Genomic DNA, 13,056 nt, shown 5'->3' with positions numbered 1-13,056 from the left:
GCCTCAGCTGGCGGGCCAGGACTTCTCGATCGAGTCCGTCACCGACTTGGTGTCGGCCCCGGTGACCCAGTTGATCATGCCCTTCCAGAACGTGCCCGCACCGACCGAGGCCGGCATCATGTCCGAGGCGTCGAACCGGAAGACCGAGTTCGGGTCCTGGAGGATCTGCACGGACAGGATCTGGATCGGGTTCGGCGTCTGGTCGGTGACCGTCAGCACGTTCTCGGTCTTGAGGCCCTTGTGCGCCGTGATCCAGTCGCCGAGCTTCGCCTTCTCGTTCACCCAGTTGACGTCCTGCATGTAGAGCTGGACGGCCTGGGTCTCCGCCTTGTCGTTGAAGGCCGCGAGGAACTCGCCGCCGCCGAGGACCGGCTTGCCCTTCGCCGGGTCGACCGGCGGGAGGTAGAACGCGTAGACGTCGCCGTCCTCGGCCACCTTCGTGCCCTCGGGCCACTGGTTGGCGTAGAACGAGGCCTGACGGTGCATCGCGCAGTCGCCGTCGACGATCGGCTTGCCGCCGTCCTGGAACGCCGTGGTCGCGATGGACTTGACGTCACCGGTACCACCGTTGACGTACGCCGGGTTCTTGAGGATCGCACCGGCCTTGTCGAACGCGTCCTGGACCTTCGGGTCGTTGAACGGGATCTTGTGCTGCCACCACTGGTCGTAGGTCTCCACACCCTGGGTGCGGAGCATGATGTCCTCGATCCAGTCCGTGCCCGGCCAGCCGGACGCGTCACCGGACTCGAAGCCCACGCACCACGGCTTGTCGACCTTGCCGCTCTTGGCGATCGTGTCGGACAGCTTGAGGAGCTCGTCCCACGTCTGCGGGATGGCCCAGCCGTTGTCCTTGAACATCTTCGGCGAGTACCAGACGAACGACTTGACGTTGGCGCCGAGCGGCGGGGCGTAGAACGTCCCGTTGACGGTGCCGTAGGTCAGCCAGTCGGCCGGGAAGTTCGCCTTCGACGCGGTCGCGACCTTCTCCGACGCCGGCTTGACGGCGTTGAGGCCGACCAGCGTCTGGAGGAGACCGGGCTGCGGGATCGGGGCGAGGTCAGGGGCGTTGTTGCCCTTGACGCGCACCTGGAGCTGGGCCTCGAACTCGCCCGAGCCGTTCCACTGGATGTCGATCCCCGTGCACTTCTGGAAGTGCTCGAAGGACTTCTCGAAGCGCTCGGCCTCGACGTCACGGATCGAGCTGTAGATCTCGACCTTCGCGTTGTTGAAGGTGCCGTACTGCGCGACGTCGGCGCACTCGGCGCTGCCCGTCGAGCCTCCGGCCGTGCCGGTTGCCGTGCCGCCACTGCTGGAGCCACCGCACGCCGACAGGGCGAGGGCGACACCGAGGGCACTCGCGACCGCGGTGCTACCGCGGCGCCAGGTGCGTGCTGCCATGGACTTTCCTCCCGGTCCAACGACGACCCGAGCGTCTTCGCCCGGGCTGCGTTCGGCGCTATGAAAGCGTTTTCGTAACGCCGTGGCAACAGCCGGACAGCACCGAGGCGGTAACGATTCGGTCACGTACCCGAAATCACCCACTTCCCGGGACGTCCGCTTTTTGGGAGCGCTCTCAGTCGAGAGCGACCCAAGCCCACGGACTCTTGGGGGTGGGGTGGTTCCAGGCACGGGACCGGGCGTCTCCGCCGGTGATCCCCATGCTGCTACCAGGGGGGACGCTACATGCTCCTGTGGTCGCGGTCACGGCCGAACGGCCCGCCGCGCGGGTTCGTGACCGTTTCGTTTCCGACCTCTCACAGGCCGGCCGGCGCGCGGCTCAGCCCGTGGTGCCCGCTGCCAGGCGCCGCATCGCCGTCTGGACGACGGTCACGAGGGCCTGCTTCGTGGCCGCCCTGGAACGTGCGTCGGTGTAGATCACCGGGACGTCGGCGGGGACCGCCAGCGCCGACCGGACGTCGTCCAGGGCGTGCCGGGCGACGCCCTCGAAGCAGTTCACGGCGACGACGAAGGGGATGCCCCGGGACTCGAAGTAGTCGACGGCGGGGAAGCACTGGTCGAGCCGGTCGGTGTCGACGAGGACGACCGCACCGATCGCGCCGCGGACCAGGTCGTCCCACATGAAGAGGAACCGGTCCTGCCCGGGCGTCCCGAACAGGTACAGCCACAGGTTGCCCGGCAGCGTGATCCGGCCGAAGTCCATCGCGACGGTCGTCGAGGTCTTGCGGTCGCTGACCATGCCGGCGTCGTCGACGCCGACGGAGTGCTCGGTCATCGCCGCCTCGGTGGAGAGCGGCTCGATGTCGGAGATCGACCCGATGAACGTCGTCTTGCCGACGGCGAACCCGCCCGCGACGACGATCTTCACGACGGTCGGCGGAGCCTGGCCCCCCTGCTGCGGCACGGCCGGGCCGGCGGCGGCCGGGGCCACGACGTCAGAGCGCGGAAATGCCATTGAGAACACTCTCCAGGACTGCGAGCGCGGCCGCCCCGGAGCGGGGGTCGGCCGGGTCGGACAGGGAGGCCTGGGTGAGGCCGTGGACGCGCACCGCACCGGCCTCCGCGAGGTCGGCGACGAGCACCCGGACGACGCCCACGGGCAGGTGCGCGTGGGCCGAGATCTCTGCCACCGACAGGTACTGCCCGGTCGTCAGCTCGAGGATCCGGCGGCTCTCCGGACCGGCCAGGGACGCCGTGGCAGCCGCGGAGGGCGAGGCGAGCCGGGGCGCCGAGTACGTTGCGCTGGAACGGTTCTCGGCCCCCGGCCCGGCGCCCTGGCCGGGGACGGCGGGTGGGTCCGTCGGCACGACGAGGCACTCGACGAGCGCCTCGATGGGCAGGTCGTCGCCGCTGGGTCGGGTCCGGCCGCCGGTCACCATGTAGGGCCGGACCGAGGGTGCGTCGACGGCCTCGTCGGCACCGCCGTCGGGGTGCTCGGCGCGGGCGTCGCGGGGGAAGGGGCTCATCGGCGGATCAGCCCCCGACGACCGCGCGGGTCGGGCCGGCGACCGGGAGGTGCGCGCGCATCTCGGAGACGAGCTGCGGGGTGAGCGTCGTCTCCGTGCGGCTCACGAGGAGAGCCATCTCGTAGCCGACGAGCCCGACGTCGGACGTCGCGTCGGCGACGACCGCGAGGACGGACCCGTCGGAGATCGTCATGAGGAGCAGGAACGAGGCGTCCATCTCGACGATCGACTGCCGGACCTCGCCGGCACCGAGCTGCCGGGCGGCGCCGCGGGTCAGGCTCGAGAGCCCGGCGACGATCGCGGCGAGCTGGTCGCCGCTCGTGCGGTCGAGCTCGTCGGACATCGCCATGAGCAGCCCGTCCGCCGAGACGGCGAGGGTGTGGCGGACGCCGGGGACGCCGCGGACGAAGTTGTCGAGCAGCCAGCCGAAGGTGGCCGCCTCGGTGCTCAGCTGGGTCACGGTCGCGTCCTCCGGGTCGTCGGTGCCGTCGGTTCCTGCTCAGGTGCTGCGGACGGTTCGGGTGCGGCTGCGCGCCCGGTCATGCGTCGTGCTCCGGGACCGGGACCCGCCGCGCCCGGCGCACGCCGTCGGTGAAGCCGGCGACGGTCGAGCGGACGCCGTCCGCGGTGCGCGGCCGGGGCGGGAGCGCCGCCGCCGGTGCATCGGGCGCCGCCCCGCGGCGGACCCGTGAGGGCAGCCCGCCGGCGGGCGCCGGGTCGGGCAGCGGCGTGCCGGGCTCGGCGAACCGCTCGGGCGGGTGGCTGCCGAACAGCGGCGCGGCGAGCGCCTCGGCCGCGAACGTCTCCGCCGGCCGCAGCCCGTGGTGGCCGTGGCCCTGCAGCTCCGGCACCTCCGCGGCGGGGCCGGCCGACATCGGCGGTGCGGACGGCGCGGGGGTCGGCGCCGGTGCGGGGGCCGGCGTCCGCCGGGTCAGCGACTCGGCGGGGGCCGCGTGGACGGTCGTCGGGCTGTACGACGAGAGCCGGCTCAGCTCGTTGAGCGCCTCGGACGTGATCGCGTGCCGCAGCCGCTCCTCGTCCTGGTCCTCGCCGCGGGCCCACGGCTTGGCCGGCGCGGCGTCCTTGCCGGGGAACAGGTCCGGCGACTCCGGCGGGAGCCAGCCGATGCCCTCCCGGATCGCCCGCCGGCTCGGCGGCTCCTCGGAGGTCACGGCCCGCCGGACGAGCTCGGCCGGGACGTCCGCCGGCCGCTCGGGCGCGCGGCCCCGGGCGTCGGCGGCCTTGGCCCGGCGCCCGCGCAGGAGACCGCCGCGGTGCTGGTGCGCGGCGGGGAGGATGTCGACGGTCATCGCGCCGAGCGGGACGCTGACGCCGGACGGCGTGGGCGCCTCGGGCTCGGGCTCCGACGTGTGCCCGGCCGGCGGGACCGGGGCCGGGGCAGGCGCCGCAGGGACGTCCTCGTCGGGCAGTTCCCGGACGAGCGGCGACCTGGCGGGCAGCGGCGGCGGGACCGCGACCGGTGCCTCGGCGGGCGGCTCGGCGAGCGCGACGGGTTCGGGCAGCGGCTCGGGCAGGCCGAGGCCCTCGGCGAACAGGGCCGGGCCGTGGTCGACGACGAAGTCCGGGTCGGTCAGCGGGTCGTACGCCGCCGGCGGCACGGGCTCGGGGTCGGCCGGGGCGGGCTCTTGCGCGACGGGCTCCGCCACGACGGGCTCCGCCACGACGTCCGGCGCTTCCGCCGCACTGTCGAGCGGTGCGAGGCCGGCGAGGTACACCTCCATCGGCTCCGGCGGTGCGAGCGGGACGACGTCCTCCTCGACGTCCTCCTCGACGTCCTCCTCGACGTCGTTCTCGACCTGGGCGGCCGGCTCGACGACCTCGCTCGTGCCGGCTTCGAGGTCGACGACGAACTGCAGCCCGGGCAGGTCGGTAGCGGGGGCGTCGACCGGTTCCGCGCCGGCCCGGGTGGCCTGCTGAACGGCCCCGGCGGAGACCGGGACCGGCTGCGGGACAACGGGTCCGGCCGGGATCCAAGGGCCGTCGGTCGCGGCGTCCGGGGCTTGGTCGACGGCGTCGTCGGCACCGGCCGGTTCCGCCGTCCCCTCGACGGTCCCGGCGACGAAGACGACGGCGCCGAGGTCGACGTGGGCGACGGTGCCGCCACCGGCCCCGGCCGCCAGGTGCACGCGCGCACCGATCTTCGCGGCGAGCCGGGCGACGACGAAGAAGCCGAGCCGCTGGCTGCCGACGACGTCCGCGACGCCGCCGTTCGCGAGCCGCGCGTTGGCGTCGGCGAGCTCGGCGCCGGACAGCCCGATCCCCGAGTCCCGGACGCTCACCCGCACGCCGTCCACCATGGCCCGGGTCTCCACGAGCACCGGGGCACCCGGGTCGGAGAAGGCCGCCGCGTTCTCGACGAGCTCCGCGACGAGGTGCGCCGCGGGCAGCGCGAGGTGCGCGACGACGGGCGGGTCGGCCATGACGTTGAGCCGCACCCGGTCGAAGTGCTCGATCTCGCTCACCGCGGTGCGGACGACGTCCGACAGCGGCATGGGCGCCCGCAGCCGGCGGCCGCCGTCCGCCCCGGCGAGCACGAGCAGCGACTCGGCGTTGCGGCGCATCCGGGTCGCGAGGTGGTCGAGCCGGAAGAGGTTCTCCAGGCTCTCCGGGCTCTCCTCGGTGCGCTCGAGCTGGTCGATGAACGCGAGCTGGCGCGACAGCAGCACCTGGTTGCGGCGGGCGACGCTGACGAACATGTCGGCGACGGCCGCCCGCAGCCCCGCCTGCTCGTGGGCGACCTCGAGGGTCGTCGCGTTGACCGACCGGAAGGCGAGCGCGAGCGCACCCACCTCGTCGGTGCCGTCGACGACCACCTCGGGGAGCGTGACGTCCTGCCCGGTCGCGACCTTGCCGACGATCCCCGGGAGCTCCGACGCCAGGCGCGTGACGTCGTCCGTCAGCCGGCGCAGCGGCGCCGTGATCCGCCGCGAGAGGACGAGAGCGAGGAGCACGCTCACCCCGACGAGCGCGACGACGGAGCCGAGCGCGACCGCCGCCCGGAGCCGGGCCGCGGCGACCCGGTCCTCGGCCTGGGTCGAGGCGGTCGCCGACACGAGGTGGGCCACCTGCCGGAGCTGCTCGGCGCGCTGCCCCGTCGTGAACACCCAGTCGGCCTCGGTGACCGGGACCTGCTCCGACGTGCCGGCGCCCGCGAGCGCCGTCCGCAGCCGGCCGAGGTCGGCGTCGGTGACCCGGCCGGACGTGAGCGCCGCGGTGAGGGCGGTGATCTGGGACGACGTCCCGTGGGCGCGCACCTCCTCGATCGTGCGGTCCTCGTCGAGGACGGCGATCGCGAGGTCGCGCTGCTGGGCGCCGGTCGGGGTGCCGCCGCGGATCATCGCGAGCCCGGCGAGCTGCTCGCGGGAGGCGGCCTCGCCGACCCGACCGAGCAGGGAGGCGACCGTGAGCGGCTGCGCGAGCGCCCGGTCCGTGAGGCCCTCGGCGATCCCGCCGGGGAGGTCGACGTCCGTGCGGACGACGTCGGTGTAGATCTGCTCGGCGAGCGCGGCGTCGACCGTGCCGGCGTCGATGCCGTCCCGGACGCCCCGCAGCCGGGTGTGCGCCTGCTGCGACCGGTCGACCGCGGCCGCGGCACCCGCCGACAGGGCGGACACGTCCGACGTCACGAGCGCGAGGTTGAGCGCGGAGACGTCGGCGTCGGTGCGCTCGCGGGCGGCGGTGAGCGCGGCCCGCGCGGACAGGTCCCCGCCGAGCACCTGCAGCGATGTGAGCCGCTCCTGCTGGAGCGACGCGGCGACCCGGCCGAAGCCGTCACCGGCGGCCGACAGCCGGCCCGCCCGCTGCGCCGCCGCAGCATCCGAGAGGGCGGTCACGGCGACCGCCCCGGAGGCGACCGCCATCGCGAGCACCGGCAGTGCGAGGACGGCGAGGACCTTCCACCGGATGCCCAGGTGTCGAAGCATGCAGGACGTCAGCTCCCCTCGCCGCAGCACCGCGATGTGGAAGGGCACACCGGGTGTCGGGCCTTCATCGGCATCCGGCCGGCGATCATCGAGGGGTTCCGGGGGAGGTTCACCCGGGCGTCGCAGGCGGGTGTCCGCCGTCCGGGCGACTGCGCTGGCACGGCTCGACGGGCCCGCGACACTGGGTCCGTGCCGATCACGTCCGCCCCGCACCCGTCCGGAGCAGCCGGTGACGAGGGCTCCCCCGGCCGTACGGCCGTGGTCGTGCTCGCCGGTGGCTCCGCGCGGCGCTGGGGCGGCCGGGACAAGACCGCCGCGGTGCTCGCGGGGCGGGCCGTCGTCCTCCACGTGGTGGACGGCGCACGCACCGTCCTCGGGGCGGGCGTCCCGGTCGTCGTCGTCGCCCCGGCCGACCACCCGGCGGCCGACGGGCTCGCCGCAGCGGGCGCCCGGCTCGTGCGGGAGGACCCGCCCGGCGGCGGACCGGTCGCCGGTCTCGCGGCGGGGCTCGCCGCGCTGCCGGCCGACGTCGACGTCGTCGCGGTCGTCGCCGGCGACGTCCCGTTCGGCGGGCCTGCGCTGGGCCGGACGACGCGGGCCCTGCGCGCCGACCGCACCCTCGACGCCGTCCTCGGCGAGGACCCGCTCGGCCGGCGGCAGCCGCTGCTCGGCGCCTACCGGCTCGCGCCGCTGCGGGCGGCGCTGGCCGCCGCCCCCGTCGACGGCCGCTCGGTGCGCTCGGTGCTCGACACCCTGACCGTCGCCCTGGCGCCCGTCGACACCCGCGAGTCGCTCGACCTCGACACCCCCGAGGACCTCGCCGTCGCTGCGGCCCTGCTCGACCCGCGGTGACCCCCGCCCTCGGGCTGGCGGCCGCGCTCGCGGTCGTCACCGGCTTCCTGCCGTGGCCGGACGCCGTGGTGACCCTCGAGCGGATCTGGCCCGTCCTCGCCTTCCTCGTGGCCGTGACCGTCGTCGCCGAGCTCGCCGACGCCGCGGGGCTCTTCGAGGTCGCGGCGGCCCGGGCGGCCCGGCTCGCCCGCGGCCGGGTGCTCGCGCTGTGGCTGCTCGTCGTCGCCCTCGCGACGGCGACGACCGTGCTGCTCTCGCTCGACACGACCGCGGTGCTGCTCACCCCGGTCGTCCTCGCGCTCGCCGCCCGGCTCGGCCTGTCGCCGGTGCCGTTCGCGATGACGACGGTGTGGCTGGCGAACACGGCGTCCCTGCTGCTGCCCGTCTCGAACCTGACGAACCTGCTCGCCGTCGAGCGCGTCGGCTGGAGCGCGGCCCGCTGGGCCGGGCAGCTCTGGGCGCCGGCACTCGTGTGCGTCGTCGTCCCGGTCGCGGTGCTGTGGCTGCTGCACCGGCGGGAGCTGCGCGGCCGGTACGTCACCGAAGCACCCGCCGGCACCGAGGTGGACGACGTCCCGCTGCTGCGGCTCGCCGGGCTCGTCTGCGCCGGGCTCGGGGTCGCCGTCGCGGCCGGCGCCCCGCCGTGGGCGGCCGCCGGGGCGGCGGCCGTCGTCCTGCTCGTGGCGTTCGCGCTGCGCCGTCGCGAGGTGCTCACGACCGGGCTCGCCCCGGTCGGTCTCGTCGTCACGACGGTGTCGATCTTCCTCGTGGTCGCCGCTCTCGACGAGCACGGTCTCGCGACGCTGCTCCGGGACGCCGCCGGGACCGCCGGTGCCGTCGCGCCGTCCGGGTTCGTCGACGCGCTGCGGGTCGCGGCGACCGGCGCCGTGTCGAGCAACGTCGTCAACAACCTGCCCGCCTACCTCGCCGTCGAGGGCGCCGTGCACGCCGGACCGGGCAGCGACCCGACCCGGCTGCTCGCCCTCGTCGTCGGCACGAACGCCGGCCCGCTCGTCACGGTGTGGGCCTCGCTCGCGACCCTGCTGTGGCGGTCGCGGTGCCGGGCCAGGGGGGTGCGGATCAGCGCGTTGCGGTTCGCGGCCGAGGGGCTCGCGTGCGTCGTCCCGATGCTCGTGCTCGCGACCGCAGTGCTCGTGATCACGCGCTGAGGAGGTCACCGGAAGGTCACTCCCCACCCGCCGACCCGCGGCGGTGGGCCATGCTCGACCCATGACGGACGACGTTCGACGCGCCAAGGACCGGCTCCTGCACAACCTGCGGCTCCAGGAGCACGTGTTCGCCGGGGTGGCCGCGGCGCTGCCCCGCTGGCTCGAGGTGTGCGGCGTCGTCGCCGAGTCGCAGGACCGGGCGGACGCCGTGGCCCGGGTCGGTGCGCTGCTGGGCCTCGACGCCGAGCAGGCGGCCGCCGTCCTCGACCTGCAGGTGCGGCGGTTCAGCCGCGGCGAGCGCGCGGACATCGACGAGCAGCTCGCCGAGCTCCGGCAGCAGATCGACGCCGTCGACCTCAGCGCGTGACGGACCGCCCGGTGCCGGGGCCCGACCTCGCGGCACGCTGCGACGCGGAGCCGAAGGCCCTGCGGCGCAGCGACTTCCGGGTGCTGCGTGCGCTGCCGACGCGCTGGTCGGACGACGACACGTACGGCCACGTGAACAACGTCGTCCACTACCTCATGTTCGACACCGCCGTGAACGGCTGGCTCATCGAGGCGGGCGGTACCGACATCCGCACGCTGCCGGCGATCGGGCTCGTCGTCGAGACCGGCTGCCGGTACCTCGCCGAGCTGCGCTTCCCGGAGACGGTCACCGCCGGCATCGGCCTGGAGAAGGTCGGCTCGAGCAGCGTCGTCTACCGGCTCGCGCTCTTCGGCGAGCACGCCGAGGAGCCGGCCGCGGTCGGCCGCTTCGTGCACGTGTACGTCGACCGCGGGACGCGTCGGCCGGTGCCCGTGCCCGACGAGGTCCGGGCGGCGCTCAGCCTGCTGGGCTGACGCCGTCCTCGGTGCCCGCCTCCTCGCGCCACGCCGCCCAGATGCCCCGGACGAGGTCGCGGACGTCCTGGTCGGTCCCGAGCAGGCCGGACGCGTCCTGCCCGGACCGGGCGGCGGCGTCCGCCGGCATCGTCATCATCGGCAGCAGGGCGAGGGCGGTGGCGCTGAAGAGGTCCCACGCCGCGGGATCGGCCGGGTCGTGCGGTGTGCCGTCCTCGTCCGGGAGCGCCATCGGGACCGCCTCCGGGTCGGCGACGTGCCGGATCACGAGGCCCTCGACGAGCGCCGAGAGGACCGTCGAGAAGGTGTGCACGGTGAACGGCGGGCGGGGCACCCAGCCGAACGCGGCGAAGAGCGCCTCGTAGAGCGGTTCGAGGGACTCGTTGAGCACCGCGTACTGGTGGTGCAGGAGCTGGCGGGTCGCCTCGTCGCGACGGGCGAGCGCCGACAGCGCCAGGGTGAGCGCGAGCTCGGGGCGGTCCAGGCCGGCGACCATGTTCGCGCGCGCGTTACGGCGGACGATCTCGTCCGGGGCGTCGAGCACCTCGAGCGCCACGGTGACGTCCGAGACGGTCTCCGCCGTCGGCAGGATCTCCGGCGACAGCACCCACCGGAGCAGGTCGTGCCGGTAGGACTCCTGGTCGTTCCAGTGGTGGTAGAACGCGCCGATCGTCCGCCCGGCCCGGCGGGCGACCTCGGGGGCCGTGACCTGGTCGAGGATGCGGCCGACCGGTTGCTCCCGCAGGAGCTCGGCGCCGGCAGCCAGCAAGGAGGCCCGGGTCTGCTCGCCGGCTTCCGCCCTCGACCGGCGACCGGGGAAGTCTTCGGTCATCGCGCCCCCCATCTCACAGGGGTGAAGCGTTCCATGACCAGCCGGGCGGTGGGGGCGACCGGGCCGAACGGGCCGAACGGGGGACGCCGCAGGCGCACATATCACCTACTATCTGATGTGCGGCATCGACCCGGCGGCCTCGGCCGGCGGGTGGATGTGAAGGCCGGTCACCCGGTGCCCGTCGACACGTCACACACGACAGGCGGGCCGGGACGGGGCGGTACCGACGTCGTGCGTGGTCCTGGGGGCAGGGCTCGTGTGCGGGGCGGCTCCGGGTGACCGACCTCGCGCCTGGTCTGCGGCCCGGCGGCCGGTCCTCAGAACCGACGGACCGCACCGCCGGGCGGCGGACAGGGGCCGCCCGTCTCGGGGCGCCGCAGGTCCCGCCCCGGCCGTAGGGTCGACCCATGCTGGCCGTCGTCGTCACCGCGCCCGGAGGGCCCGAGGTCCTCGCCCTGCAGGAGGTGCCGGACCCCGTCGCGGGCCCCGGCCAGGTCGTCCTCGCCGTCGCGGCGTCCGCCGTGAACCGCGCCGACATCATGCAGCGGATGGGCCACTACCCACCGCCCCCCGGGGCGCCCGACCACCCGGGGCTCGAGGCGAGCGGCACCGTCGTCGAGGTCGGCGAGGACGTCGAGGGCTGGGCCGTCGGTGACGAGGCCTGCGCGCTGCTCGCGGGCGGCGGCTACGCCGAGAAGGTCGCGGTGGACGCCGGTCAGCTGCTCCCGGTGCCGGAGGGCGTCTCCCTCGTGGACGCCGCCGCGCTGCCCGAGGTCACGTGCACCGTGTGGAGCAACGTCTTCATGCTCGCCGGCCTGCGGCCGAGCGAGACGCTCCTCGTGCACGGCGGCTCGAGCGGCATCGGCACGATGGCGATCCAGCTCGCCCGACAGGTCGGTGCCACCGTCGCGGTCACCGCCGGTTCGGCGGCCAAGCTCGCCGCCTGCGAAGCGCTCGGCGCGACGATCCTCGTGAACTACCGGGAGCAGGACTTCGTCGAGGTCGTCAGGGAGGCGACCGGCGGCCGGGGCGCGGACGTCGTCCTCGACAACATGGGCGCGAAGTACCTGGGCCGCAACGTCGACGTCCTCGCGACCGCCGGCCGGCTCGTCGTCATCGGCCTGCAGGGCGGCACGAAGGCCGAGCTCGACCTCGGCACCCTGCTGCGCAAGCGTGCGGCGGTGCTCGCGACGACGCTGCGCTCCCGGCCCGCCGCGGAGAAGGCGACGATCGTCGCGAGCGTCCGCGAGCACGTCTGGCCGCTCGTCGCGGACGGCGTCGTGCGGCCCGTCGTCCACGCGCGGATCCCGCTCGCCGAGGCCGCCCGCGCGCACGCCCTCGTCGAGGCCTCGGATCACATCGGCAAGGTGCTGCTCACGGTCTGACCGCCGGCCGGGTCGCCGTCGGCCGTGCCGCGACGCCACGCCGGCGGGACGACGAGCCCACGGCGCCGGGCGGTCACCCAGAGCACGGCGGAGACGGCGAGGCAGACGACGACCGCGGCGGGTGAGGCCTCGACGCCGAACCCGCCACCGGTGAGCGCGTCCCGGCCGGCGACCGGGGCCGACGACCAGAGGCTGCCGCCGGTGTCGTTGCCCGAGACGGCCACCCCGAACACCCCGCCCTGCACGTAGTTCCACGCCGCGTGCAGCCCGATCGGCAGCCAGAGCCGGCCCGTGACGACGTACGCCAGGCCGAGCATGAGGCCGGCCTCCACGGCGATCGCGAGCGCGCCCCAGACGGTCGCGCCGGGGTTCGCGAGGTGCGCGGCACCGAAGAGCACCGCGGAGCCGGCGAGGGCTCCGTACGTGCCGACGACCAGGGAGAGCCGGCGGAAGAGGATGCCCCGGAAGAGGATCTCCTCGCCGACCCCGGAGACGACGCCGACGGCGAACGCGGTGCCCGTCGCCCCGAGCCCGCTGCCGCCGCGGACCGTGTAGAGGCCGCCGAGCACGAGGGCACCGAGCGCGAGGCTGAAGGCGGCCGCCCCGACGACGAGGCCGAGGGCCAGCTCGCGCGGGGCGGGCCCGAGGGCCAGCTCGGTCGCCGGTCGCTTCTCGATCCACCGGGTCAGGGCGACGTACACCGCCGCGAAGGCGGCGGCACCGAGCAGCGCGGCCGGCCAGACCAGCGCCGGGACGGGCGAGGCGTCCGCGGCCAGGGCGAGCGCCTGGACACCGCCGTAGAAACCGAGGAACCCGAAGAACCACGGCAGCATGACGAGCAGCGGGACGCCGTACCGCCGCCACCCGCCCGGAGCGGGTCCGTCCGGAGCGGGTCCGTCCGTCGTACGACCGCCGGTCGGGTCGGTCATCGCAGGCACCTCGCGCATCGTTCGGGTCGTCCGGGCCGCCCGGACCGGACGACGGGGATCACGCTGCCACGTGCGGCGCCCGGCGTCGTCCATCGATCGGCGGACCGGACGCGGACCCATTGCCTCCGCCGTCCGGACGATCTACGGTCCAGGCACCGGCAACGCCGCCGGGCTGCCGAGG

Annotated in this window: 12 protein-coding genes; 5 read left to right on the top strand and 7 right to left on the bottom strand. The window is 75.1% G+C overall.

Annotation, left to right across the window (positions count from 1 at the left end):
• Positions 1-3: 3 nt before the first annotated feature.
• The 5 genes from EDJALFJO_RS15845 to EDJALFJO_RS15825 form a co-directional block, all read right to left on the bottom strand.
• Entirely contained in the window at positions 4-1,398 is a 1,395-nt protein-coding gene (locus tag EDJALFJO_RS15845) for an ABC transporter substrate-binding protein (protein ID WP_088286926.1), read from the bottom strand.
• 379 nt (positions 1,399-1,777) lie between these two features.
• On the bottom strand, positions 1,778-2,413 hold the full coding sequence (locus EDJALFJO_RS15840; RefSeq protein ID WP_198950347.1) for an ATP/GTP-binding protein: 636 nt from the start codon (positions 2,411-2,413) through the stop codon (positions 1,778-1,780).
• A complete protein-coding gene (locus tag EDJALFJO_RS15835; protein ID WP_088286924.1) occupies positions 2,394-2,924 on the bottom strand; it encodes a DUF742 domain-containing protein in 531 nt (176 codons plus the stop codon). The genes EDJALFJO_RS15840 and EDJALFJO_RS15835 overlap by 20 nt, the downstream gene beginning before the upstream one ends.
• A 7-nt stretch (positions 2,925-2,931) precedes the next feature.
• Entirely contained in the window at positions 2,932-3,384 is a 453-nt protein-coding gene (locus EDJALFJO_RS15830) for a roadblock/LC7 domain-containing protein (RefSeq protein WP_088286922.1), read from the bottom strand.
• A 79-nt stretch (positions 3,385-3,463) separates the two neighbouring features.
• Entirely contained in the window at positions 3,464-6,868 is a 3,405-nt protein-coding gene (locus EDJALFJO_RS15825; RefSeq protein WP_143448608.1) for a nitrate- and nitrite sensing domain-containing protein, read from the bottom strand.
• 189 nt (positions 6,869-7,057) lie between these two features.
• Between EDJALFJO_RS15825 and EDJALFJO_RS34380 the strand changes: the two genes are divergently transcribed.
• From EDJALFJO_RS34380 to EDJALFJO_RS15805, 4 genes are all read left to right on the top strand, one after another.
• Positions 7,058-7,720, top strand: a complete 663-nt coding sequence (locus tag EDJALFJO_RS34380) for an NTP transferase domain-containing protein (RefSeq protein WP_158220458.1) — start codon at positions 7,058-7,060, stop codon at positions 7,718-7,720.
• Entirely contained in the window at positions 7,717-8,889 is a 1,173-nt protein-coding gene (locus EDJALFJO_RS15815) for an SLC13 family permease (protein WP_088286919.1), read from the top strand. The genes EDJALFJO_RS34380 and EDJALFJO_RS15815 overlap by 4 nt, the downstream gene beginning before the upstream one ends.
• 61 nt (positions 8,890-8,950) lie before the next feature.
• Positions 8,951-9,256 (top strand): hypothetical protein, encoded by a 306-nt coding sequence (locus EDJALFJO_RS15810; RefSeq protein WP_088286917.1) that lies wholly within the window; start codon positions 8,951-8,953, stop codon positions 9,254-9,256.
• 11 nt (positions 9,257-9,267) lie between these two features.
• Complete coding sequence (locus tag EDJALFJO_RS15805) at positions 9,268-9,729, top strand: thioesterase family protein (RefSeq protein WP_088286965.1); 462 nt, start codon at positions 9,268-9,270, stop codon at positions 9,727-9,729.
• On the opposite strand, the gene EDJALFJO_RS15800 is transcribed toward EDJALFJO_RS15805, so the two are convergent.
• Positions 9,713-10,561, bottom strand: a complete 849-nt coding sequence (locus EDJALFJO_RS15800) for a TetR/AcrR family transcriptional regulator (RefSeq protein ID WP_158220457.1) — start codon at positions 10,559-10,561, stop codon at positions 9,713-9,715. The two genes, EDJALFJO_RS15805 and EDJALFJO_RS15800, sit on opposite strands and share 17 nt — an antisense overlap.
• A 407-nt stretch (positions 10,562-10,968) precedes the next feature.
• On the opposite strand from EDJALFJO_RS15800, the gene EDJALFJO_RS15795 reads away from it, so the two are divergent.
• A complete protein-coding gene (locus EDJALFJO_RS15795) occupies positions 10,969-11,946 on the top strand; it encodes an NAD(P)H-quinone oxidoreductase (RefSeq protein ID WP_088286913.1) in 978 nt (325 codons plus the stop codon).
• Here the strand turns inward: EDJALFJO_RS15795 and EDJALFJO_RS15790 are convergent.
• The gene (locus EDJALFJO_RS15790; protein WP_143448606.1) at positions 11,916-12,875 is read right to left on the bottom strand and encodes a CPBP family intramembrane glutamic endopeptidase; all 960 of its coding nucleotides are present in this window, start codon (positions 12,873-12,875) and stop codon (positions 11,916-11,918) included. The two genes, EDJALFJO_RS15795 and EDJALFJO_RS15790, sit on opposite strands and share 31 nt — an antisense overlap.
• Positions 12,876-13,056: the final 181 nt, after the last annotated feature.

This window comes from Kineosporia sp. A_224 (assembly GCF_002198655.1).
Classification (GTDB): Bacteria; Actinomycetota; Actinomycetes; order Actinomycetales; family Kineosporiaceae; genus R-H-3.
Note: the sequence above shows the minus strand (reverse complement) of the source record. Positions and strands in the feature narration are given on the sequence as shown.

Bases quoted from the DNA above. Each gene is read 5' to 3' on its own strand.
- EDJALFJO_RS15840 (WP_198950347.1), bottom strand. From the start codon at position 2,413: ATGGCATTTCCGCGCTCTGACGTCGTGGCCCCGGCCGCCGCCGGCCCG.
- EDJALFJO_RS15845 (WP_088286926.1), bottom strand. From the start codon at position 1,398: ATGGCAGCACGCACCTGGCGCCGCGGTAGCACCGCGGTCGCGAGTGCC.
- EDJALFJO_RS15810 (WP_088286917.1), top strand. From the start codon at position 8,951: ATGACGGACGACGTTCGACGCGCCAAGGACCGGCTCCTGCACAACCTG.
- EDJALFJO_RS15795 (WP_088286913.1), top strand. From the start codon at position 10,969: ATGCTGGCCGTCGTCGTCACCGCGCCCGGAGGGCCCGAGGTCCTCGCC.
- EDJALFJO_RS15790 (WP_143448606.1), bottom strand. From the start codon at position 12,875: ATGACCGACCCGACCGGCGGTCGTACGACGGACGGACCCGCTCCGGAC.
- EDJALFJO_RS15825 (WP_143448608.1), bottom strand. From the start codon at position 6,868: ATGCTTCGACACCTGGGCATCCGGTGGAAGGTCCTCGCCGTCCTCGCA.
- EDJALFJO_RS15835 (WP_088286924.1), bottom strand. From the start codon at position 2,924: ATGAGCCCCTTCCCCCGCGACGCCCGCGCCGAGCACCCCGACGGCGGT.
- EDJALFJO_RS15800 (WP_158220457.1), bottom strand. From the start codon at position 10,561: ATGACCGAAGACTTCCCCGGTCGCCGGTCGAGGGCGGAAGCCGGCGAG.